Source organism: Methylobacterium sp. Leaf469, assembly GCF_001424745.1.
In the GTDB taxonomy this organism is placed as follows: Bacteria; Pseudomonadota; Alphaproteobacteria; order Rhizobiales; family Beijerinckiaceae; genus Methylobacterium.
On the sequence record NZ_LMRE01000001.1, the window covers coordinates 359,607 to 382,543 of the forward strand.

Sequence of the window (22,937 nt, forward strand, 5' to 3'; positions counted from 1 at the left end):
AAACGCCGCCATGTCACGCCGCCTCACGATCACGCTCGCCCTGCCCGTCTGCGCGCTTCTCGCCGGAACTCTGCCGAGCTTCGCCCTCGACGTGACGAAGACCGTCGATGTCCAGACTGCTCCCGCCAAGGTGTGGTCGGTGATCGGCGACTTCTGCGGCATCGGCCAATGGCACCCCGCCATCGAGAAATGTGCCCTGTCCACGGACGGCGGCAAAACTCTGCGCACCCTCAGCCTAAAGGGCGGTGGCACCATCGTCGAGTCGCAGACCGCCCGCGACGACGCCAAGATGGCCTACACCTACGCCATCGTTTCGGGCCCCCTGCCCGTGAGCGATTACAGCTCGACCCTCTCCGTCGCCCCGAAGGCCAGCGGCGCCACGGTGACCTGGACGGGCAGCTTCAAGGCCAAGGGCGCTCCCGACGCCGTCGCCGTCGATGCCATCACGGGCATCTACGAGTCCGGACTGAAGGCCATCGCCGACAAGTCGAAGTAGCGGCTTCGCAGCGGCCCGAGGGCGTCGCCTTGCGGCATTCACAGGTGCGCCGTCGCGGAATCGTACCGCGACGGCGCGTGGGCCGCTCCTCCGATTGACCGGCCGTTTTCCCGGGGGCACAACCCAGGCGACTTCAAGCTGTGCCATTCAGGGCAAGCCGTGCCATTCGGGGGAAGCCGTCGTGATACTGCACCGCGCGAGTCGCGCATTCGCAACGCTCATCGCCGTCTCCCTCGTCGGTGCCTGCAAGCCCAGCGCTTCGGCGCCGCCCGTCGTGGCGGCGGCCCCCGCGGCCGTGCTCGCCCCTCCCCTGCCGCAGGGCAACGGGTGTGGGCCCGCCATCGCCCGCACCCAGGCCGTGGTCGACAGCGATGTCGCGACGGGCAACCTCAACGCGCCCGTGGGCGAGCGCTTCAGCGCCGACTTGCGCCGGGCGGCCGAGACGTGCCAGGGCGGCCAGGAGCGCGAAGCCCTCGGCCTGCTCGCGGCCGCCAAGGCACGCTACGGCTACCGGCAGGACGCGGCGAGGTAAGCTCGCACGAAGCCCGGCATCCGGTCCGCGTCGAGGTCGGCGCGGGAGCGCACCGCGACGAAGCCCGCGAGTTCCGGCTCGGCCTCCGCCGCCCGGTGCGCTTCCATGCGGGCGATGAGGGCCGAGGCCTCCTCGGGGAAGTCCACCGGATGCAGGAACGCGTGCTGTCGCTCGCCGCTGACCAGCACCCAGTTCGCCGGCGCATCGGATGGGACGCGCAGGCCCGTCTCCTCCAGGAATTCCCGGGTCGCGCTCCCCGCGAGATCGACGTGGCGGCCCGCGCGCACGTCCGAGGGGTCGGGCGTCCCGCACGGAAAGTAGATCTGTCCGGCATTGGCGGAGTCGCGCCCCATGACGCCGAGCACGGCGGCGCCGTCGCGCGACCACGGCACGATGGCGGCGAACGCGTTGGTGACGGAGGGATCGGGTGATCCGCCGTCGCGAAAGGCCAGGAACTCCGAGAACGCCGCCTCGAACAGATCGATGGTGCAGGCGCCGTCGGTGACGGTGCAGGCGCAGCCGAGGAGCACGGGCCCATCGAACAGGGCCGGCTTCGCCGCCTGTCGCTCGGCCCAGTGCGCCGCGATGGCGTCGGAATTGTCCCGGGCCCAGGCCCAGTCGTAGGGCACGAGGCGCGCCTCGAGGCTTTCGAGGCGCGCGAAGGTGAAGCCGTCGGATTGGGCGGGGCGTTCAGACATGGAGCGTTCCCTCCATGACGATCACCGCCGATCCACCGACTTCGATGGCCTGAAGCGCACCGGATTCGATGCCGAGCTGGACGTGGATCCGGCTCGGGCGGCCCATGGCGACGCCCTGATGCAGCACGAGATCGTGGGTTCCGTCCCCCATGGCTTCGAACTGCATCATCACGCCGGCGAAGGCGGCCGCCGCCGAGCCCGTGGCCGGGTCCTCCGGCACGCCGAGGTGGGGGGCGAACATCCGGGCCTGGAACTGCCGGCCAAGCGCATCGGGGTCGGGCGTGTAGAGGTAGAGGGCCGCAGGGTCCCCGAGGGTGGCCGAGGCCGCCGGATCGAGCCGGGCACTGGCCAGATCCTCGGGCGACCCGACGGGCACGAACAGGAAGTCGGGGCCGAGCGAATGCCGGCTCGGAGCATGACGCCCGAAGCCGATGGCGGCGGGTGCGAGGCCGAGGGCCGCGGCCAGGGCGTCCGGCTCGGGGCCGTCGCCGACGAAGTCCGGCAGGACCGGCATGCGGAAGCGCCCCTGCCCGCGGCCTGTACCGGTTTCGACGAGGCACGACAGGGTGCCGATCCCCTCCTCCAGGCCGAAGGCCAGCGCGTCGGTCAGCGTGGCGCGCTCGTCCCGCAGGGCGAGGAGCACGGCGGCGCCGAGGGTCGGGTGGCCGGCGAAGGGCAGCTCGGCCTTCGGGGTGAAGATGCGCAGGCGTGCCCGGTGGCGGGGATTGTCGGGGGGCAGCACGAACACCGTCTCGGACAGGTTGAACTCGCCCGCGATGGCCTGCATGGCGGGGCCGTCGAGCCCGTCCGCGTCGAGCACCACCGCGAGGGGATTGCCGGCGAGCGCAGTGTCTGTGAACACGTCGAGCGTCACGAAGCGTCGGGCCATTTTTTCCCTACCTCTCAAGGACTTGAAACCTAGACCGGCTCGACCGGAAACGTCTCGCTCGGCGCGACGAACTCGTCCTGCGCCGCCACGGTGAGGATCTCGCGCGAGCCCGCCTCCGCCGTGCGGCGCAGGAGGCCATAGATCGAGGCGCCGGCCATGCCGAGCGCCAGGGCGGCCGAGCCCGTGCGGGCGTAGTGCACGAGGAACAGAGCCGCGATGGCGTCGCCCGCGCCGTTGACGTCGAGGTGGAGGCGCGGCGTGCGCAGGAGCCAGAACTGCCCGCCCTCCCCGGCCAGGAGGTCGATGGAGTCCGGCGGCGTCGCCTCGGTGGCGAGGGAGGTGACGAGCACCACCCGGGGGCCGAGGCCGTGGAGGACCGCCACCGCCGCCTTGACCTCATCGAGGGTGCGGGACGGCAGGCCGGAGAGATGGTCGAGCTCGAACTGGTTCGGCGTGGCGATGTCGGCGAGTCTAAGTGCCTGGTCGCGCATGAATTCCGGGATTCCCGGGCGGACGTAGATGCCCCGGTTCGTGTCGCCCATCACGGGGTCGCAGGCGTAGAGGGCGCGCGGGTTGGCGGCGCGGACGGCGGTCACCGCGTGCACGATACTGGTGCCGATATCGGCCGAGCCCATGTAGCCCGACAGCACGCCGTCGCAGGTGTGGAGTACGCCGCGCTCCGCGATGCCGGCGACGAGGTCCTCGATGGCCGGGCCGTCGAACACCCGGCCGCGCCAGGCGCCGTAGCCGGTGTGGTTGGAGAACTGGACCGTGTGGATCGCCCAGACCTCGACGCCGAGGCGCTGCATCGGAAACACCGCGGATGCGTTACCGACGTGGCCGTAGGCGACGTGAGACTGGATCGAGAGGATGTTCAAGCGGGCCGGTCCTCCATAAAGCCTTCCCTTAGCTCGTTTTTCACGACCTCGCACCCTCGGACGATCCATGGACTTCGACGCCATCAAGACCTCGACCCTCGCCTTCGTCGAGGCCCATCAGGGCTGGACGCCGCTCATCGTCGGGGTGCTGGCGTTCTGCGAGTCCCTGGCGTTCCTGTCGCTGCTGGTGCCCGCCACCGTGCTGCTGCTCGGCATCGGCGCGCTCATGGGGACGGTGGGGATTCCGTTCGTGCCGGTGATGCTGGCGGCGGCGCTCGGGGCGGCGCTCGGCGATTGGATTTCCTACGAATTCGGCCATTATTACAAGGAGGGGGCCAAGCAGATGTGGCCGCTCACGCGCTACCCCGCCCTGGTGGCGAAGGGCGAGGAATTCTGCCGCAAATGGGGGGCCGGGGGCGTCGCCATCGGGCGGTTCTTCGGGCCGGCGCGGGCGGTGGTGCCGCTGATCGCCGGCATCTTCGGGGTGAAGCGCCTGCCGTTCCAGGTGGCGAACGTGCTGTCGGCCCTGGTCTGGGCCTTCGTGATGCTGGCGCCGGGCGCCGGATTGTTGAGCTATTTCAAGGCTTAAGCCGGTACGTGCTCAGGGGTCGCAGGTGACAAGCCGGGCGCGGACTGGTTCTTAGGGGCCAGTCCCGAATCGGAACATCCATGTCCGCTGCCCTGGCCCACGCGATCCTTCCCAACGGAGCCGTTCTCCCCGTCGATCGCCGCCAGTCGGCGACGGCGCTCCAGGTGCAACGGGGCGTGCGCCGGCTGTATTCGGAGCTGGGGCACGTGACGATTCCGGAGTTCTCGCTGGCCAACGGTCGGCGCGCCGATGTTATCGCCCTGTGTCCGGCGGGGCGCTTGACGATCATCGAGATCAAATCGAGCGTCGCCGACTTCAGGGCGGACCGGAAATGGCCGGAGTACCGGGAGTATTGCGACCGGTTCTACTTCGCGATTCCCGAAACGCTCTCGACGACACTGACGCCGGACGAGGCCGGGCTCATCGTCGCCGACGCGTTCGGGGCCGCGATCCTGCGCGACCCGGAGGAGCACCCGCTCAGCGGGGCGCGGCGGAAGGCCGTGACCCTGCGGTTCGCCCACAACGCGGCGCGGATGCTGCATGCCCTGGCCGATCCGGGGGCGATCCGCGAGGGTGTCCTCTAGGGGTTTGCCGAGAGCGAAAACCCCAACGCGATCAACCGGCTAGGGCGATTTCGCCTTCCCGGACTGCGCGCTCGCCGGTGCCGGACTTGATGCGGTAGAACGGCTCGCCGGTCTGGTCCTCGGGGACGAGGCGGACGATCTCGAAGATGTCCCCCGTGTCGGTCTTGGCGTCGGCGTAGCCGAGGCGGGCGCGGCGCACGCGCTGGCCGAGCTTGAACTTATGGGACATGGGTGACTCCGTGGTGAGCCGGCGCGAAAGCGCGCGCCGCGCGTCGTCTCGTGGGGCGGTCCGCGCCGAAAAACCCGGCGCATGGGGTGCAGCGTGCGCCGTTCCATCCCCGGTGTGGAACGGTCGGCACGCGGCGCACACCCGGGCTGCGCCGGTGTTACTTCCGCGCCTTGGCCTTACGGGCCGCGTAACGGGCATCGCGCAGGGCTTTCTGCTCGAGGCGGGCGGCGGCGGCCTGCTCGACCTTCTCTTCGGCGGCGCGGATGGCCTCGGCGGCGAGACGCTCGCGCTCGGCATCGGCTTCGGCGACGCGCTGGGCTTCCGCGGCGGCGCGGGCTTCGTCGCGGGCTCGGGTCCGGATCTCGCGGTCGCGGACGATCTGCTCGCGCTCGGCCTTGCGGGCCAAGACGGCGGGATCATCGGCGGGCGGGCGATCGCGGAAGCGCGCGAGGGCCGCCTGACGGGCCTCGTTGGCCGCCTTGAGGCGGTCGGTCATGGAATTTTCGTTGAATTGGCTCACACAGGATCCTGGATTTGCGCCGGCCGGGTGCCGGCAAAAGATTTGGTCTTCCACAACGTAAGAAGCCGCTCCCCGAATGGGGAGCGGCCCTTTGCGACGTCAGGCCGGGCTGGCTTGCACCGGGCTCACCCTGCGCCGTTCCACCGAGACGGAGAACTGGCGCGGAGCGGGCGTTCGGTGCGGCACCCCGGACCCGAAGTGGCTCACGCGGTCTGGAGGTTACCGGCGGACTGCTTGCCGCTGCGCTTGTCGGTCTCCATCTCGTAGGAAACCTTCTGGCCCTCGGCGAGGCCGCGCATGCCGGCACGCTCGACGGCCGAGATGTGCACGAACACGTCGTTGCCGCCGTCATCCGGCTGGATGAACCCGAAACCCTTTTGCTCGTTGAACCACTTAACAGTACCGACAGCCATCGTATTCCTTCGCCCTTGCGGGCTTATATGTCAGAGGTCCACGCGATCGTGCGCGGCCACCTCCCGACCAACCCCATCGACAGACTTTGATCTCCCCGACCCGTCTCCGGATCGAGGCGCGACAAACTCTGGTTTTGAGCTGGTTTTGAGTTTGTACGCGCTTGTTCGGGATTTAGCAAATCTGATCCTTTTTCAGGAGGATCATGCTTCTACAAAATCAGGAGGCTCGGGCCGGCGAAGCAGAATTGTAAAAATCGTACGGCGCCAATCGTTCAACGAGCACTGCAGCATTTGCTCGGAGATGACTTTTCCGCTTCGCGTTGGATGGCACCGCACGCGATTGGCGAGACTGAACCGGAGCACCCCTACCCGACAAACAGGCCGACCCGACTCATGAGCAGATGAAGAATACAGATTTGCCAGCTCTCGCAGATTTGCCAGCTCTCGTAAGCAGGCCAAGATCTCGGATTCGAACAGCCTGAGACGGCAATGGACAGCTTTCGACACTTTGCCGATCCTCGCTGGCACCACTTCTGAGCAGCTTGGTGGACGAAGACCTACAACCGGGTCGGGTGGATTTCAGCTGGTCCGCTTACCGGCAATTCAAGCGTTACAGCGGTCGTAGACGCCCAACAGATGGGTGATCCGTTGCAGAATCACCTTGTTGGCAACGATAGAGGTTAAAAGCGTGCCGCGACACCACCCATAATTGTGCGCGGCGTACCCGGTGTAGCGTAGCGGTTTTGGAAGGCGCGGTCGTAGTAGTTCGTATCGAGTAGGTTGTCGACGTTGACATAGACCCGCACCTGTGGAGTGATCCAATAGTAGGAGATCAGGCTTAAGACCGTGTAGTCCGGCAGACGAAAGGTCGATAGGGCGGTGCCGGCCACGCGCTGACCGACATAAGTCACGCCGCCACCAAGACCGAGTCCCCGCAACTCTGCCCCTTGGAACTCGTAGACGCTCTGCAGGGCGAGGGTGTCGGCAGGGATGTTGGCGATCCGCGTACCCACGGGCAGCGTGTTGTCGCGGCTCACGGCGGCATCCGCATGGGTGTAGGTGCCGATTACCCGCCAGCCGGGTGCCAGATACCCAGCGACGGTTAGGTCGAAGCCCCGGCTGCGCACCTCGCCCGCCGCCACGCTGAAGTTTGAATCGACTGCATCGGCCGTGAGGACGTTGGTGCGCCGGATGTCGAACAGAGCCGCCGTGGCGCTCAGTTGCCCGTCGAGCAGGCTGAACTTGGCTCCGACCTCGTAGCCCTCGCCTTGTTGGAAAGCGAAGGGGCGTCCCGAGCGATCCGTGCCGGTATTCGGCAGGAAGGAACGGCCGTAGCTGCCGTAGATCGAGACCTCATCGGTGAGATCGTAGGTGAGGCCGAAGCGCGGGGTCGCTACAGTGTCCTGCAGGCTCGTGGTGCGGCCGGTGCGGTAGTCGGTGGAAACGAGGCTTAGGTTCTCCACGCGCACGCCCAGAAGGGCATGGAGGCGTGGGGTGAGGTCGATCTGGTCCTGAACGTAGCCACCGAAGCTCTCGGTGTTCTGCAGAAAGTTCGTGATCGAGGCGAGAGGCGGCCGGGCGGATTGCCCGTAGCGGGGCGCGAAAAGGTCGAGGGTGAAGGGGAAGAGGTTCGCGTTCGAGCGGTTGAAGATCTCGCGATAGTTGTACGTGTCGTACTCGAAGCCCATCAGCAGAGTATGGCGAAAGGGGCCGGTCTCGAACTTGCCCGCGAGGTTGAGCTGCAGGTCGAGGTCCGACCAGCTCAAGTCGCGATGCTCGAAGGTTCGGCGCAAGGTACGCCCATCACTGAGGACATTCATGGCGCCCACGCCGTCACCGACGAGGCTCCCACCCAGCGCCTGGACGCCGGCAGTGACCACCCAGTCCTGATCGAGCTTGTGCTCAATGCGCAGCTGGCCGAGGGCGTTGTCGTTGCGCACCGGCGGGATGCCAGGCTCGCCGATGAAGCGGTTGCGTGGCAGGGCGCGGATGTTGCCATTGATTGGTACGACGCCCCGGTCGAAGGTCGCTGCCGTGCTGACGAACTCGCCCTCCAAAGTGATCGTGGTGTCAGCGGTGGGCTTCCAGGCGATGACGGGAGCGAGGTAGAAGCGGTCGCTGTGTACGAAGTCGCGGAAACTACCGTTGTCCTCAACGGCGCCTGTAACGCGAGCGAGCACCCGGCCTTCTTCGTCGAGGGCGCCAGTGGCATCGAAGGTGCTGCGCTTCTGGTTGAAGCTGCCGAACTGCGTGCCGATCGCGAGGGCGCGCTCGGCCAAAGGCTGCTTGGTCACGATGTTGAAGGTGCCGCCGGGATCGCCGCGTCCGTATAGGAAGGCGGACGGGCCCTTCAGCACCTCGATCCGCTCAATGGAGACCACGTCCGGCGAGGGCGGATAGCCCCGGTTGATCGGGAAGCCATTGCGGTAGTACTCACCCGTGCTGAAGCCACGGATGGTAAACTCCGTCAGGCCAAGGCCCGCGAAGTTGTTGGCCCGGCCGACGCCGGCAAGATCGAGGGCGGTGTCGACCCGCGTCGCGGCGGCGTCCTGCAAAACCCGATCCGGCACAACGACGACCGTCTGGGGCACCTCCCGTATCGGCGTGTCAGTGCGGGTCGCGCTGACGCTGTCCCGTGCAAGATAGCCATCGACCTTGCGTGCTATTCCGCCCGCGGGCCCTCCGGTGCCGGCCACCGAAAGCTCGTCGAGCTGCACCTCTTGTGAAGCATCTGCGGCAAGCTGGGCTACGGCTGAAGTGGGCCCAAAACTGACCAACGAACCCGATTGCGCGACAAGCACGAAGGCAGCGGACGCGGCCAGCGTCGTGCTTCTTTTAGTCATTTTTCTCGGCACTCTCACGGACGCCAACCAGCTTAGGTTAATTGTGCCCGTTACGATTTAGAAACATACGCGGTCAAGCTCACTAGGCGCCGATCACACAGGACTAGTTTAGAGGAATTCAAATATGCCTGAGCTTGGGCCTAGAAGCGTTATAATCTATTTCATCTTGCAGGGGTCGTGTTGCGTAAGTGTTACAGCGAAAAAATCGCTCTATGACTCGGAAGCTATAATCGTCATGCGTTTTTTTGAAAAAACATCCCGTCGGCGTAGCTAAAACCAACAGCGCAACCGCCGGAAGCTCTGACGGATGGATGGCTGCTGTCAAGAAGTACTCATAGATGGCCGTATGACCGACAAGGATTGGAGACGGAACGTCCGCTACACAGCAAGGGGTCAACTTCCGCTCGCCACCTGCAACAGCCCCTCCTGCGGATAGGCCGATCGTTGCTGCCCTACCGTTCCAGCGCCAAAGACACCTTCACCACTCCTGCATCCTCCCGATCCGGCCGGGTGGTGAAGCCCAACTGCTTGCACACCGCCAGCATCGGCCTGTTCTCCCGAAGGACCGTTCCTTCAACTCGAAAGATCCCCTCGGCCTTGGCCCAGTCGATCATCAGGCTCATCAGCGCGTAGCCCAAACCGGTGCCCTTGCGGTCGCCGCGGATGAGGATGGCGTATTCGCCGCTGTCGTGGTTGGCGTCGGCGTGGAGGCGGACGGCGCCCAGCATGGTGCCGGCGGCGTCGATGGCCACGAAGGCGATGGCGCGGGAATAGTCGAGCTGGGTCAGCTTCGCCAGGAAGGCGTGGTTGAAGTCGCGCACGGGGGCGAAGAAGCGCAGGCGCAGGTCCTCGGCGCTCACCGACTGGAAGAAGGTGAGGAACAGGGCCTCGTCCTCGGGCCGCACGGGGCGCACGGCGATGGCCTCGCCCTTGAGGGTGAGGTGGCGCTCCCACTCCACCGGATAGGGGCGGATGGCGAAGCGCGGATGCGCGGCGCCGCGGCCGGGGGGCGCCGGGGCCACCATCACGCGGGCGTCCAGCGCCAGGGCGCCGGTCGCGTCGGCCAACAGGGGGTTGATGTCGAGCTCGCGCACCTCCGGGCAATCGGCGGCGAGCTGGGCGAGCTTCACCAGCACCAGGGCGACGGCGTGGCGGTCCACCGCCGGCACGTCGCGGTAGGCCGCCAACCGTCGGGCGACGCGGGTGCGGTCGATGAGTTCGGAGGCGAGGCGCAGATCCAGGGGCGGCAGGGCGAGCGCCCGGTCGTCGATGACCTCGACGGCGGTACCGCCCCGGCCGAACACCACCACGGGGCCGAAGGTCGGGTCCTCGGCGAGGCCGGCGATGAGTTCGCGCTGCTGGCCGCGTCTTATCATGGGCTGCACGGCGAACCCGGTGATGCGGGCCTCGGGGCGCAAGCGCCGCGCGCGCCGGAGGATGTCGGCGGCCGCCGCCCGGACATCCGCCTCGCTCGTGAGATCGAGGCGGACCCCGCCGACATCGGATTTGTGGACGATGTCGGGGGAGACCACCTTGAGGGCCACGGTGCCGCCCGCCGCGATGATCTCCCAGGCGGCGGTGGCGGCGCCGTCCGCGTCGGGCGCCAGGGTCAGGGGCACGCTGGCGATGCGGTAGGCGGCGAGCAGGGCCGCGACGTCGACGGGGTCGAGCCAGGTCTGGCCGCCCGCCACCGCGCGGGCGACGATGGCGCGGGCGGCGTCCACATCGGGCGAGAAATCGCGCGGCAGGGAATCCGGCGTGCGCATGAGGTCGCCTTGCGCCTCGCGGTAGCGCACGAGGTTGAGGAACCCGTCGACGGCGTCGGCCTCCGTGGCGAAGCCCGGGATGTTCGCGGCCGCCAGCACCGCGGCGGCCTCGGGGTCGTCGCCGATGAGGGCCACGAAGACCGGCTTCTTGCGCTGGCCGCCCGCCCCCTGACTACTCCTGCGCACCCGCGCGACGGTCTCGGCGAGCGCCGTCGCGGTGGCGGCGCTGCCCGAGCGGGCGGTGGGCACGTGCACCGCCAGCACCGCATCGTGGCCGGGCGCCGTGAGCAGGGGCTCGAGGGCGGCGGCGTAGGCCTCGGGTCCGGCGGCGATGCCGAGTTCGACGGGGTTGCCAGCCGCGAGCGTCCCGCCCCGGTCGGCGAGGCGGTCGGCGGCGAGCGCGGCGATACCGCGGCCGTTGCCCAGGATGGCGAGGCGGTGGCCGGGGAACGGGCGCTGGCGCCCGAGGGTCTCCACGGCGGCGAACATCGCATCGAGACTGTCGACGCTGAGGAGGCCGGCGCGGCGGAACGCGGCCTCGTAGACTGCGTCGGGCCGGGCGAGCGCGCCCGTGTGGGTGACGACGTGGCGGGTCGGCGCCCGGTGGCGTCCGGCGCGCAGAACCACCACGGGCTTGGCGCGGGCGGCGGCGCGGGCGGCCGACATGAATTTCCGCGCGTCGGGAATCGTGTCGAGGGAGAGCAGGATCGCGCGGGTGTGGATGCAGGCGGCGAGGTGGTCGAGGCAATCGGCGACGTCGATGTCGCAGGCGGTGCCGAGCGACAGCACCGCCGAGAACCCGACGTCGCGGCGCGCCGCCCAGGCGACGATGCCGGCCGCCACCGTGCCGGATTGCGAGACGAGGGCGAGGTCGCCGGCCTTCGGCGCCTGCGCCAGCAGGCTGGCGTCGAGGTGTTCGCGGGGCACCGCGAGGCCGATGCTGCCGGGGCCGAGCAGGCGCAGGCCGTGGAGCCGCGCCTCGGCGCGCACGGCCGCGCACAGGTCGAGGGGCACGTCGGGCGTGAGGATGAGGGCGGCGGCGGCGCCCCGGCGTCCGGCGGCCCCGACCCAGGCGACGAGTTCGCCCGCCGGGGCGGTGACCACCACGAGGTCGGGAGCCTGGCCGGTTTCACATATGTTATGAATGCAGATCAGGCATTCCCCAGAGAGGGGGCTCTGCGGATTGACGGCCCAGATCGGCCTCTTGCTCCCGGCGCCGGCGAGGTTCTCCAGAACGGCGGCGCCGAGGGCCGCACCAAGCCCGGCGAGGCCCACCACCGCGATGCTGCGGGGCGCCAGCAGGGCGTCGAAGCGGTAGGTACTCATCGAGTGGTACTCATGGAGTGGTACTCATGAATCACCTCAGTTTCGTGGGCCGCCGAGCGACCCGACGGATTTCGGCTGGCCGATCGCCCCGCGCGCCTCCAGCATCCGATCCTGGCTCGGATCACCGCCCCCGGACCCAACCCCTGGAGACGTTTCGATGCAAGAGACACCTTCGCAAGCGACACCTTCCGGCGACGGCCGAATTCCTGCTTCCGACAGCGCTCACGCCGCCGAGCCGGACCGGATGGAAGCGGCCCGCGGCGTCGTCGCGGCCATGCGCGACCTGCTCACCCTCGGGCTGAGCCAGGGCACCTCCGGCAACGTCTCCGTGCGGCACGGCGACGGCTTCCTCGTCAGCCCCTCCGGCGTCCCGGCCGAGGCGCTGACCCCGGAGAGCATCGTGCCGATGACCTTCGCGGGCACCCACGACCACCGCCTCGCCCCGTCCTCGGAATGGCGCTTCCACCGCGATATCCTGGCCCGGCGGCCGGACGTCCACGCCGTGGTGCACGCCCACCCGGATTACTGCACCGCCTTCGCCCTGTGCGGACGCACGATTCCGGCGGTGCATTACATGATCGCGGCGGTGGGCGGGCCGACGATCCGGTGCGCCCCCTACGCCCCCTACGGCACCGACGCACTCTCCGCCCTCGCCCTCGAAGCCCTGGAGGGACGCGGCGGCTGCCTGCTCGCCAACCACGGCATGATCGCCACGGGGCCGGACCTCGCCAAGGCCCTGTGGCTCGCCGTGGAGATGGAGGCCCTGTGCCGGCAATACGCCATCGCCCTGCAGGTGGGGGCGCCCGTGATCCTGCCCGACGACGAGATCGCCCGGACGGTGGAGCGCTTCAAGACCTACGGCCTGCGGGCGCAGGACGGGCCGGCCCCGCGCTGACCCGGCCCGGGCGGCGGTCTCGCGCTCCGCCCGTCCGGACCCGGCCGAGATCGGGGGCGAACCCACGGTTTCGGTGGTTCGGGGGCCCGAGCGGTCTGTTTTGGTAAAAAACGTACAGACTTGTTCGATCTTCGAGTGCTGATCGGCCGAATCGACGACGAACCGGCACCAACTGAAATGAATACAATTTGGCACCCAAGCAGCTGTCTTGGATTTTTTCGAACCCAGTTACGGTTGTTGAACACCGTTCCATAGTCGCGGTTCGCTTAGGTAGTTAAAGTTCGCATTACCAGCGAACATTCCTATGCCTCTTGCGCTTCGACTTACGGCGTCATAGTAGCTTCCTAGTCACGGATTTTTGATTGCTCACGTGACCACGGCGCTAAAGATTGCCTGGTCGCCGAAAATTCCGGGCACTGTATCAATGGGGGTGGATGATGAAGGTGGATGACGAGACAATGCCGGATTACATCGAACTCGCAGCGGACATCGTTTCCGCGTTCGTGAGCAACAATTCGGTGCCGGCCGTCGAGCTCCCGAGCCTCATCGCGTCCGTTCACGCGACCCTCGGGCGCCTCACGGCCCCCGCTGCGGAAGAGAAGAGCGAGCCGCTCACCCCCGCCGTCTCGGTCAAGCGCTCGATCACGCCCGATTATCTCGTCTGCCTGGAAGACGGGAAGAAGTTCAAGTCGCTCAAGCGCCACCTGCGCACGCGCTACGACATGACGCCGGACCAGTACCGCGCCAAGTGGAACCTTCCGAGCGACTATCCGATGGTGGCGCCGAACTATGCGGCCGCCCGTTCGGAACTGGCGAAGAACATGGGCCTGGGCCAGCAGCGTCGCAAGCAGATCGCCGCCGCCGAAGCCAAGCCCGCCGACGTCAAGTCGACCGAAGCCAAGGCCACGGAGGCCAAGCCCGCCGTGGCCCGCGGCCGTCGTCCGAAGGTCGCCGCGGACGCGTGAGCCCCGACGGCGTCGGACCGGGCCATCCGCCCCGTTCGACGCCGCTCAAGTATCCCCGGCAGGGCAAAGCATCGCCGGCAGGGCATCCGGCGAAACCTTGCGCGACCGCGTGGCGTGACGCGCCGGCCCGGTGCGAATGCGATCCGGGCCGAGGGCTTGTCCCAGGCGAACCGGGGCCGGCCCCGTGTTATCCACTCCAAAACGTCGGCGCCCGGGGGGCGTTAGAGATCGCGCAAGGGGCGCGTGCCAGGGTTCTCCGGCGCGGCCGTGAGCCCGGCCCCGATGGCCCGGCGGCCCGTATCGGGAACCCTCCATGCCGGGCCGCTCGCGCCTCGTCGCACGCTTGTTCTGGACCGGCCTCGCCGGGGGCGCCGCCGCGTTCGTCTACGGCGCGCCGGCCCTGGTCGCCACGGGCCTCTGCCTCGCGGCCATCGGGCTGCACCGCCTCGACCGCCCCCGGCGCATCCGCCGCCTCATCCGAAACCTTGCCCGACAGCACGCCGCGACGCTGGCTCTACGCAGGCGCCAGGAGTGCTTCGTCGATGCCTACGGCAATCGGATCGATGACGGATGGGTACGCGAACGCGAATACTTCGCCGAACGGACGATTCTACCCGCCCTCGATGCGAGGGGCTACGGCGAGGAGGGCGACGCCCTCTGGGAGACGATCCTGGCCACCATCGAGCGCGCCGCCGCGGCGTATCCGCTGCCCGACGAGGCCGATGCGCCGGAGGAGGGCATCGCCTACGAGCGCTTCTGCGCCGAGCGCCTGCGGGAGGCCGGCTGGAACGCGCGGGCGACCCAGGCCAGCGGCGACCAGGGCGCCGACATCGTCGCGGAGCGCGCGGGCGTGCGCCTCGTCGTCCAGTGCAAGCGCTACGGCAAGCCGGTGGGCAACGGCGCCGTGCAGGAGATCGCCGCCGCCCTGCGCTACTGGTCGGGCGACATGGCGGCGGTGGTGTCGAATGCCGGCTTCACCCCGGCCGCGCGCAAGCTCGCGGCGGCGACGAACGTCGTGCTGCTCCACCACGACCAGCTGTCGGAGTTGACGCCGGTGCGCGAGGTGGGCCGACGCAAACCCGGACCGGGCAAGATCGGCCCGGGCGGGGTGCGCTCAAGCCTCGCCGAGCGGTAGCCAGGAATTGCCGTCGCGGGCGAGCAAAGCCGTGGCCTCATCCGGCCCGTCGCTGCCGGCGGCGTAGAACGCCACGGGCGAGTTCCGCCACGCCGCCAGCAGGGGTTCGACGGCCGTCCAGGCGGCCTCGATCCCGTCGGCGCGCTGGAACAGGGTCGCGTCCCCGGTCATGCAATCGTACAGCAAGGTCTCGTAGCCGACGCTCGGGGTCTCGTGGAAGAAATCGCCGTAATCGAAGGTGGCGACCACCCGGCCGAGGCGCATCTCGGGGCCCGGCCGCTTGGCGTTGAGGCCGAGGCTCATGCCCTGCTCGGGATCGATGCGCAGGCGCAGGATATCGGGCACCATCCCGGAGGTCGTAGAGAACGGCGAGTGCGCCGGACTCTTGAAGTGCACGGCGATCTCGGTGGCCCGGTCGGTCATGCGCTTGCCCGTACGCAGGTAGAACGGCACGCCGGTCCAGCGCGAGGTATCGATGGTGAGCTTCAGGGCGACGTAGGTTTCGGTGCCGGACTCCGCCGCCACGTTCGGCTCGTCGCGGTAGCCGATCACGGCTTTGCCGAGTTCGGTGCCGGCCGTGTATTGGCCCCGCACGGCGTCCTCGGGCGGGATCGGCCGGATGGCTTCGAGGAGCCGGCTCTTGGCGTCGCGGACGGCCTCGGCCGCGAGGCTGTCGGGCGCCTCCATGGCGACCATGCACAGCAGCTGGAACAGGTGGTTCGGCACCATGTCCCGCAGGGCGCCGGTGGGCTCGTAGAACGCACCGCGCTCCTCCACCCCGATGGTCTCCGCGGCCGTGATCTCGATGGCGGCGACGTGTTCGGCGCGCCAGACCGGCTCCAGCAGGCCGTTGGCGAAGCGCAGGGCCAGGATGCTCTGCACGGTCTCCTTACCGAGGAAATGGTCGATGCGGAAGAACTGGGTCTCGTCGCCCTGGGCCAGCAGCGTCGCGTTCAGGGCCTTGGCCGACGCCAGATCGCTGCCGAACGGCTTTTCCACCACCACCCGGCGGAAGGCGCCATCCGCCTGTTTCAGGAGCCCGGCCGCCCCGAGCTGCTCGACGATGGGACCGAAGAACCGGGCCGAGACCGCGAGGTAGAACACCACGTTGCCGGTGAGCACCCCGGCGAGATCCCGGAAGGTCCCGGCCTCGGCGAAATCGCCGTGCCGGAAATGCAGGCGGTCGCGCACGAAGCCCCACGCGGTCTCGTCGATGTGGTCAGGGTGGAACTCGGACGTCCTGTCGGTGGTGAAGGATTGCATGGTCTGCGAGAGGCTCTCGCGCCAGCCCTCGTCGGTGTTGCTGTTGTGGTCGACGCCGATGATCTTGAAGCCGTCGTCGAGCAGCTTGCCGGCCGAGAGATTGTACAGGGCCGGCATCAGCAGGCGCTTGGTGAGGTCGCCCGAGGCGCCGAAGATGACGAGGGTGCAGGGCGGCGCGGTCGGGCTGTCGCTCGGCGGCGGCGTGTCGTGTGCGGCGTCGGTGCTCATCGTCCCAATCTCCGGTGCCCCGCACGCGGCCCACCGCGCGGGATCGCACGTCAACCTGCCGCGGTGCAGCACGTTCCGGGGCCAGGGGTGCGCCGGGTCACGCGGCGGACGAAGCGGGCAAGACCGTATCGACCGAAATACGGATTTTCTTAGCCATCTTCTTTCACCGGAAGAAAGCGGATCCATGCCCCAGTGCGGCGAGGTATCGATGGACCCGGGCGCGGAGCCGGTTGGAAACATGGCCGTCAACGAACATGCACGGGGGACCGCCGGTCCCCTCGAACGGCGCGGCAACGCCCGGCGGCGCCTCCTGGCGCAGGTCGGCCTCGTCGTGGTCATGATCACGATCGTGCTCTCGGGCTTCTTCTACACCAACGCGCACCAGCAGGCGCTCATCGACCTGCGGGAAGGCGGACGGCAGATGCGCATCGCGCAGGAAGCCCTGATGGATGCGGAGGCCTACGTTCTCAATCGGGCGATCGGCGAACGGGATAGCGAGTACGGCGAGTACAGCCGTGCCTTCGAGGCACTCCACAGCCGGCGCGATTCCCACCTCGCGCGGCTCGACCGCTTCCTCAAGGCGCCGGACGGAACCGGATTGTCGGCGGACGCCACCCTGAAATCCCTCGAGGCGATCTGGACCGACGCCCTCGAACGCGTGCGCGCCGGGAAGCTGGACGAAGCCCAGGGCCTCCTCGGGGACCGCAGGAGCGCCGCCCTGATGGGGAAGATGCGCCATGCCTTCGAGAGCTTCCTGGCGGATTGGAACTCCCACTTCGCCGACCACGAGACGCGGATCGAGATCGGCAAGAGCGTGGTGCTCCTGTCCCAGCTCGTGATCGCCGGCATGATGATCTTCGCCTTCCGCTCCGGCGCGCGGGAGGCGCAGGCGCGGGCGGCGGCGATCCAGGCGATGGACGCCTCGCGCACGCAGGTCGGGCACCTGTTCGAGATGACGGACATGCTCCAGAGCGCGACCGACCACCACGACGCCAATGCGGTCCTGCGGGCCACGGCCGGCGAACTCATCGGAGGGTTCGGCGGCGCGCTCTACGTGTTCAACAATTCCCGCGACCGTCTCATCCTGTCGACCTCCTGGGCCTGCGACGCCGGAGAGCTCCTGCCCGAATCGATCACCATCAACCAGTGCTGGGCGATGAAGCGCGGGAAGCCGCACATCAACCGCAGTGGCGCCAGGGCGCTGTGTTGCGAGCATCACGCCTCCGGCTTCGCGGCCCTCGAAATCCCCATGGTCGCGCGGGGCGAGAATCTCGGCCTGCTCCAGGTCTTCGCCGAGGGCTCGGACGCGGAGCAGCGCCTCGCCGCCATCCTGCCGCTCAGTTCGGCCCTCGGGGACGCCATGTCGTTGGCGCTCTCGAACATCGCGCTGCGGGAAAAGCTGCGCAATCAGGCCCTGCGCGACCCGCTGACCGGCCTCTACAACCGGCGCTACATGGAGGACAGCCTCGACCGCTACGTCCGCCTGGCCGAACGCGAGGGCCGGAAGGTCTCGGTGATCATGATCGACCTCGACCACTTCAAGCGCCTCAACGACGAGCACGGCCACGCCACCGGCGACGCCGTGCTGCGCGAGGCCGCGGCCGCCATCGTCGGCGCCCTGCGGGAGACCGACGTGGCGTGCCGCTACGGCGGCGAGGAAATGATCGTGTTCCTGCCGGATTGCGACCTGCCGGATGCGGCCCTGAAGGCAGAGCAGATCCGCGCCCGGATCGAGGATCTGTCGGGCGCGCACGGGGCGAAGATCTCCGCCTCCCTCGGAGTCTCCTCCGTGCCGAGCACGTCCAGCAACAGTGCCGACCTCGTCAAGGCCGCCGACACGGCCCTGTACCGCGCCAAGCACAACGGCCGGAACCAGGTGGCGCTCGCCCCGGTCCGCGCGGGCTGGCGCGACGGGACCGAGAACGCGTCGGATCAGGCGGCCCACCTTCGCGTCGCCGCCGAGTAGGCCTGGGGCGGACGAATTCGCATCACCGGCTGACCGAAGGCGCGCGCGACGGACGATCGGCGCCGCCGCCTCATACCAGTCGATTGCTTCGCGATTACGGTATTGGGGCTTCGCTCAGGTGCCGCGCGGGCTGCCTGAGACTGTGCCGGTATCGATCATCCGGAAACCGTATCAGTCCAGCGGCTCGATCAAGCCGTCGCGGATCGTCACGCGCCGGTCCATGCGGGCGGCGAGCTCCATGTTGTGGGTGGCCACCAGGGCGGCGAGGCCGGACGCACGCACGAGCGAGACGAGGATGCCGAAGACGTGCGCGGCGGTGTGCGGGTCGAGGTTGCCGGTCGGCTCGTCGGCGAGGAGCAGGCGCGGCCCGTTGGCGACCGCGCGGGCGATGGCGACGCGCTGCTGCTCGCCGCCGGAGAGTTCGGCCGGGCGATGGATCAGGCGATCCTTGAGGCCGAGAAAGCTGAGGAGTTCGGTGGCCCGGGCCTTGGCCTCCTTGCCCGACAGGCCGCGGATGAGCTGGGGCATCACCACGTTCTCCAGGGCGGAGAACTCGGGCAGGAGATGGTGGAACTGATAGACGAAGCCCATCTCCTCCCGGCGGATGCGGGTGCGCTCGGAATCCGCCATGGCGGCGGTGGGCCGGCCGCCGAGGAAGACTTCGCCGGCATCGGGCCGCTCGAGCAGGCCGGCGATATGCAGCAGGGTCGATTTGCCGGCGCCCGAGGGGGCGACCAGCGCGACGAGTTCGCCGGGCCAAATCGCGAAATCGGCGCCGCGCAGGATATCGAGGGCCCCGGCCCCTTGGGTGTAGCGCCGCTCCACCTTGGCGAAGAACAGGGCCGGGACCGGCTGCACGCCGGACGCATCGGCTGTCGTGGTCATGGGAATCCTAAAGCTTTCGCTCAGCCGTAGCGCAGGGCCTGCACCGGATCGAGCCGGGCGGCGCGCCAAGAGGGATACAGGGTCGCGACGAGCGACAGGACGATGGAGGTGACGACCACCACGGTGATCTCGCTCGAATTCATCTCCGCCGGAATCTCGGCGAGGAACCGCACGGTGGGGTCCCAGGCGGAGGGAAACAGCACGCGCTGGATCGGCTTGATGTTGAGGGTGATGAGGATGCCGAGGCCGAGGCCGCTGAGGGTTCCGACCACGCCGATCAACGCCCCGTTGATGAGGAACACCCGCATCACCGTACCGGGCGTGGCCCCCATGGTGCGCAGGATGGCGATGTCGCTCGACTTGTCGCGCACGAGGAGGATCAGCCCCGAGACGATGTTCAGGGTCGCCACCACCACGATGAGGCTGAGGATGAGGAACATCACGTTCCGCTCCACCTCCAGCGCCCCGAAGAAGGTGCGGTTGCGCTGGCGCCAGTCGGTGAGGAGCACCGGACGCTCTGCCGCCATCTCGAGGTCGGGCCGCATGGCCGCCACCCCGTCGGCGTTGTCGAGGTACACCTCGATGAGACTGACGTCGTTGTCGCGGTTGAAGAAGGCCTGCGATTCGGCGAGCGGCATGAACACGAAGGTGGCGTCGAACTCGGTCATGCCGATCTCGAAGATCGCCTTGACCACGTAGGACTTGGTGCGCGGCGCCGTGCCGAACGGCGTCGTCGCGCCCTTGGGCGTCGACAGGGTGATGTTGTCGCCCGCCTGCAGCCCGAGAGCCTCGGCCAGACGCCGGCCGATGGCGACGCCGGTGCCGTCCTCGAATCCCGCCAGGGTGCCGCCCCGGATGTTCTTGGCGATGGAGCCGATCTTGTCGAGGTCGTCCGCCCGGATGCCGCGCACGAGGACGCCGCTGCCCCCATACGGCGAGGAGGCGAAGGCCTGCCCCTCGACGAGGGGGATCGCGGCGCGCACCCCCGCGACCTTCGCCAGACGGTCGGAGAGGTCCTCGAAATCGGTGAAGAGGCGATCGATCGGCGTGACGAAGACGTGCCCGTTGATGCCGACGATCTTCGACAGCAATTCCGTCCGGAAGCCGTTCATCACCGACAGAACGATGATGAGCGTCGCGACGCCGAGGGCGATGCCCAGCACCGAGAAGAACGCCACCACGGACACGCCGCCGCCGCGCCGCCGCGCGCGCAGGTAGCGCCCGGCGAGGATCCACTCGAACCCGGCGAACGGTGGCGTGCTGCCGCGCCGGAACAGGGCGCCGGCTCCCTTCAGCCGGTCCATCAACGCCGCTGCCATGGCGGGGTCAGACCCGCTTCAGGCGGGAGAGGAGATCGATGGGCGCGATGGTCTCGCGCTCGCCGCCGGCCCGACGCTTGATCTCGACCTTGCCCTCGGCGAGACCGCGCGGCCCGACGATGACCTGCCAGGGCAGGCCGATGAGGTCGGCCGTGGCGAACTTGGCGCCCGGACGCTCGTCGCGGTCGTCGTAGAGCACCGTGAGGCCGGCGGCCTCCAGGGTGCCCTGGATCTCCGTGCAGGCCGCGTCGGTGGCCGCGTCACCGGTCTTGAGGTTGATGAGCGCCACGTCGAACGGTGCCACGGAATCCGGCCAGACGATGCCGGCCTCGTCGTGGGAGGCCTCGATGATGGCGGCCACGAGCCGGCTCGGGCCGATGCCGTAGGAACCCATATGAACCGGGCGCTCGACCCCGTCGGGACCGGTGACCCTGGCGCCCATGGGCTCGGAATACTTGGTGCCGAAGTAGAAGATGTGCCCGACCTCGATGCCGCGCGCGGCCATCTGGTTGTCCTGCGACACCTCCGCGAAGGCAGCCGGCTCGTGCATCTCGCTGGTGGCGGCGTAGTGCGAGGTCCAGCGGTCGACGGTGCCCTGGAGGCCGGCGACATCCTCGAAGTCCGTGGTGACCGGCGGAGTCTCGAAGTCGAGGTACTGGCGGTCGCAGAACACCTCGCTCTCGCCCGTCTGCGCCAGGATGATGAACTCGTGGCTGAGGTCGCCGCCGATGGGGCCGGTATCGGCCCGCATGGGGATCGCCTTCAGCCCGAGGCCCGCGAAGGTGCGCAGGTACGCCACGAACATGCGGTTGTAGGCGTGGCGCGCCGCCGCCTGGTCGATATCGAACGAGTAGGCATCCTTCATCAGGAACTCGCGCGAACGCATGGTGCCGAAGCGGGGCCGCACCTCGTCGCGGAACTTCCACGAGATCTGGTAGAGATTCTTCGGCAGGTCCTTGTAGGATTTCACGCTCCCGCGAAAAATCTCGGTAACGACCTCCTCGGCGGTGGGGCCGAACAGCATCTCGCGGTCGTGACGGTCGGAGATGCGAAGCATCTCCTTGCCGTAGGCCTCGTAGCGCCCGGATTCCTTCCAGAGGTCCGCCGACTGGATGGACGGCATCAGGAGCTCGATGGCGCCCGCCCGGTCCTGCTCTTCGCGGATCACGGCGCAGACGCGGTTGAGTACTCGCAGGCCCAGCGGCAGCCAAGCGTAGATGCCCGCGGATTCCTGGCGCACGAGGCCGGCCCGCAGCATCAGCCGGTGCGAGACGATCTCGGCCTCCTTGGGCGTCTCGCGCAAGGTGGGGAGGAAATAGCGGGAGAGACGCATGGAAGGCCCTGGACCAGCGTGCCCCGATGTCAGGCACGCCGGGGCACACAACACATTGCACCGGGAAAATACAAGCGCAGCCGGGCGACACCGCAGGCCGCTGTGATCCCCGCCGGTGGCCGCCTCGGTGCGGCGGACAACAGTTTGGTGTGTTTCCGGTAGAAAAACGCCGAACTCCATCCCCGGAGACGTGACAATGGGAATTCTTATTCCTATAAGCGCCCGGTGCTGGTCGCAAAGCCCTCGAGTGGCCGCGACGTGCCCGAGTCTTGGGAGGAAAAATCAGCCGCCACGCCGTCAAGATGCGTGAGATAAATAGGCTGCGCCATCGACCGTCTTTTCAAAAGCAAGGCTCAGGCCTTGCTTTTTTTATGCCCGCCTTCCGGACGCGCCGCCGATGCGACTACAGCCCGGCCAGCTCGAAGACCGGGATCGCGATCAGGAACACCACGCTGGCGAGCAGTGTGGTCCAGAGCGCCTTCTCGCGCAGGCGCGGGGAGGCTGGAGCGCCGGGATCCTGGCCCGACACGACCCGGGCCGGATCGGTCTCCGCCTGGTTTCGGATCGGCAGGATCGCGAACAACAGCGTCCACCACACGACGAAGTAGAGTGCGAAGGCGCCGATCACCGTCAGCTTGAACTGGCTCACCGCCACGACGACCACGAGGCCGACGACCAGCAGCATAGCCGCCAGCGTCCGCAAGGTCGAGGCGGCGACGGCGTTGAGAACGGCGCCCATGCGGGTCAGACCTGCTCCAGCTCGACGAGGGTCCCGAGGAAGTCCTTGGGGTGGAGAAACAGCACCGGCTTGCCATGGGCGCCGATCTTGGGCTCGCCGGTGCCGAGCACGCGGGCGCCCTGTGCCTTGAGCTTGTCGCGGGCCGCCAGGATGTCGTCGACCTCGTAGCAGACGTGGTGGACGCCGCCGTTCGGATTGCGCTCGACGAAGCCCTCGATGGGCGAGCCCTCGCCCAGGGGGGCCATGAGCTCGACCTTGCTGTTGGGCAGGTTGACGAACACGACCGTGACGCCGTGCTCGGGCTGCGGCAGCGGCTCGGTGACCGTGGCGCCGAGGGTATCGCGATAGATGGCGCAAGCGGCATCGAGATCGCGCACGGCGATGGCGACGTGGTTGAGGCGTCCGATCATGTTTGCTCCCTCCGTGATGATTCCGCTGGCGCGCCC

The 22,937-nt window shown here is 68.4% G+C and carries 22 protein-coding genes; 8 read left to right on the top strand and 14 right to left on the bottom strand.

What is annotated here, in order from left to right; all coding sequences use genetic code 11:
* Positions 1–10 precede the first annotated feature (10 nt).
* Entirely contained in the window at positions 11–496 is a 486-nt protein-coding gene (locus ASG60_RS01670) for an SRPBCC family protein (RefSeq protein ID WP_056166980.1), read from the top strand.
* 184 nt (positions 497–680) lie between these two features.
* Complete coding sequence (locus tag ASG60_RS01675) at positions 681–1,028, top strand: hypothetical protein (RefSeq protein WP_056166977.1); 348 nt, start codon at positions 681–683, stop codon at positions 1,026–1,028.
* Here the strand turns inward: ASG60_RS01675 and ASG60_RS01680 are convergent.
* The 3 genes from ASG60_RS01680 to pdxY are packed head-to-tail and all read right to left on the bottom strand — an operon-like array spanning position 1,004 to position 3,493.
* The gene (locus tag ASG60_RS01680; RefSeq protein ID WP_056302946.1) at positions 1,004–1,726 is read right to left on the bottom strand and encodes an NUDIX hydrolase; all 723 of its coding nucleotides are present in this window, start codon (positions 1,724–1,726) and stop codon (positions 1,004–1,006) included. The genes ASG60_RS01675 and ASG60_RS01680 overlap by 25 nt on opposite strands.
* Positions 1,719–2,615, bottom strand: a complete 897-nt coding sequence (locus ASG60_RS01685) for a PhzF family phenazine biosynthesis protein (RefSeq protein ID WP_056384099.1) — start codon at positions 2,613–2,615, stop codon at positions 1,719–1,721. Before ASG60_RS01685 ends, ASG60_RS01680 begins: the two co-directional genes overlap by 8 nt.
* 29 nt (positions 2,616–2,644) lie before the next feature.
* Entirely contained in the window at positions 2,645–3,493 is an 849-nt protein-coding gene (gene pdxY, locus ASG60_RS01690; protein WP_056263546.1) for a pyridoxal kinase PdxY, read from the bottom strand.
* 67 nt (positions 3,494–3,560) lie between these two features.
* Here pdxY and ASG60_RS01695 point away from each other — a divergent pair, with 67 nt between their 5' ends.
* Together ASG60_RS01695 and ASG60_RS01700 are read left to right on the top strand one after the other, a co-directional pair.
* On the top strand, positions 3,561–4,082 hold the full coding sequence (locus ASG60_RS01695) for a DedA family protein (RefSeq protein ID WP_056166635.1): 522 nt from the start codon (positions 3,561–3,563) through the stop codon (positions 4,080–4,082).
* 80 nt (positions 4,083–4,162) lie between these two features.
* Positions 4,163–4,666, top strand: coding sequence for an MmcB family DNA repair protein (locus ASG60_RS01700; RefSeq protein WP_056166634.1), 504 nt, complete (start codon positions 4,163–4,165; stop codon positions 4,664–4,666).
* 31 nt (positions 4,667–4,697) lie between these two features.
* Here ASG60_RS01700 and ASG60_RS01705 read toward each other — a convergent pair whose 3' ends face one another.
* The 5 genes from ASG60_RS01705 to ASG60_RS01725 form a co-directional block, all read right to left on the bottom strand.
* Positions 4,698–4,895, bottom strand: coding sequence for a hypothetical protein (locus ASG60_RS01705; protein ID WP_056166631.1), 198 nt, complete (start codon positions 4,893–4,895; stop codon positions 4,698–4,700).
* A 157-nt stretch (positions 4,896–5,052) separates the two neighbouring features.
* The gene (locus ASG60_RS01710; RefSeq protein WP_274533775.1) at positions 5,053–5,415 is read right to left on the bottom strand and encodes a DUF6481 family protein; all 363 of its coding nucleotides are present in this window, start codon (positions 5,413–5,415) and stop codon (positions 5,053–5,055) included.
* Positions 5,416–5,618: 203 nt separating this feature from the next.
* Positions 5,619–5,828, bottom strand: a complete 210-nt coding sequence (locus ASG60_RS01715; protein ID WP_056088410.1) for a cold-shock protein — start codon at positions 5,826–5,828, stop codon at positions 5,619–5,621.
* 680 nt (positions 5,829–6,508) lie between these two features.
* Positions 6,509–8,671: a TonB-dependent siderophore receptor gene (locus ASG60_RS01720; RefSeq protein ID WP_200927264.1), complete on the bottom strand. Its 2,163-nt coding sequence runs from the start codon at positions 8,669–8,671 to the stop codon at positions 6,509–6,511.
* A 452-nt stretch (positions 8,672–9,123) separates the two neighbouring features.
* Positions 9,124–11,763, bottom strand: coding sequence for a GNAT family N-acetyltransferase (locus tag ASG60_RS01725; protein ID WP_056384100.1), 2,640 nt, complete (start codon positions 11,761–11,763; stop codon positions 9,124–9,126).
* A 244-nt stretch (positions 11,764–12,007) separates the two neighbouring features.
* Between ASG60_RS01725 and ASG60_RS01730 the strand changes: the two genes are divergently transcribed.
* From ASG60_RS01730 to ASG60_RS01740, 3 genes are all read left to right on the top strand, one after another.
* Positions 12,008–12,658, top strand: a complete 651-nt coding sequence (locus tag ASG60_RS01730; protein WP_056384101.1) for a class II aldolase/adducin family protein — start codon at positions 12,008–12,010, stop codon at positions 12,656–12,658.
* 437 nt (positions 12,659–13,095) lie between these two features.
* Complete coding sequence (locus tag ASG60_RS01735) at positions 13,096–13,623, top strand: MucR family transcriptional regulator (protein ID WP_056384282.1); 528 nt, start codon at positions 13,096–13,098, stop codon at positions 13,621–13,623.
* Positions 13,624–13,936: 313 nt separating this feature from the next.
* A complete protein-coding gene (locus ASG60_RS01740) occupies positions 13,937–14,758 on the top strand; it encodes a restriction endonuclease (protein ID WP_056384102.1) in 822 nt (273 codons plus the stop codon).
* Here the strand turns inward: ASG60_RS01740 and zwf are convergent.
* A complete protein-coding gene (zwf, locus tag ASG60_RS01745; RefSeq protein WP_056384103.1) occupies positions 14,738–16,249 on the bottom strand; it encodes a glucose-6-phosphate dehydrogenase in 1,512 nt (503 codons plus the stop codon). The genes ASG60_RS01740 and zwf overlap by 21 nt on opposite strands.
* A gap of 238 nt (positions 16,250–16,487) precedes the next feature.
* Here zwf and ASG60_RS01750 point away from each other — a divergent pair, with 238 nt between their 5' ends.
* The gene (locus ASG60_RS01750; RefSeq protein ID WP_056384104.1) at positions 16,488–18,215 is read left to right on the top strand and encodes a GGDEF domain-containing protein; all 1,728 of its coding nucleotides are present in this window, start codon (positions 16,488–16,490) and stop codon (positions 18,213–18,215) included.
* Positions 18,216–18,386: 171 nt separating this feature from the next.
* Here ASG60_RS01750 and ASG60_RS01755 read toward each other — a convergent pair whose 3' ends face one another.
* The 5 genes from ASG60_RS01755 to mce all read right to left on the bottom strand — a co-directional run bounded on the left by ASG60_RS01755 (position 18,387) and on the right by mce (position 22,901).
* Entirely contained in the window at positions 18,387–19,100 is a 714-nt protein-coding gene (locus ASG60_RS01755) for an ABC transporter ATP-binding protein (RefSeq protein ID WP_056166610.1), read from the bottom strand.
* A 20-nt stretch (positions 19,101–19,120) separates the two neighbouring features.
* Positions 19,121–20,419: a lipoprotein-releasing ABC transporter permease subunit gene (locus tag ASG60_RS01760; RefSeq protein WP_056166606.1), complete on the bottom strand. Its 1,299-nt coding sequence runs from the start codon at positions 20,417–20,419 to the stop codon at positions 19,121–19,123.
* A gap of 7 nt (positions 20,420–20,426) precedes the next feature.
* Complete coding sequence (gene proS / locus ASG60_RS01765; RefSeq protein WP_056166593.1) at positions 20,427–21,752, bottom strand: proline--tRNA ligase; 1,326 nt, start codon at positions 21,750–21,752, stop codon at positions 20,427–20,429.
* 403 nt (positions 21,753–22,155) lie between these two features.
* On the bottom strand, positions 22,156–22,491 hold the full coding sequence (locus ASG60_RS01770; RefSeq protein WP_156398758.1) for a DUF1467 family protein: 336 nt from the start codon (positions 22,489–22,491) through the stop codon (positions 22,156–22,158).
* A gap of 5 nt (positions 22,492–22,496) precedes the next feature.
* The gene (gene mce, locus ASG60_RS01775; protein WP_056166588.1) at positions 22,497–22,901 is read right to left on the bottom strand and encodes a methylmalonyl-CoA epimerase; all 405 of its coding nucleotides are present in this window, start codon (positions 22,899–22,901) and stop codon (positions 22,497–22,499) included.
* Positions 22,902–22,937: the final 36 nt, after the last annotated feature.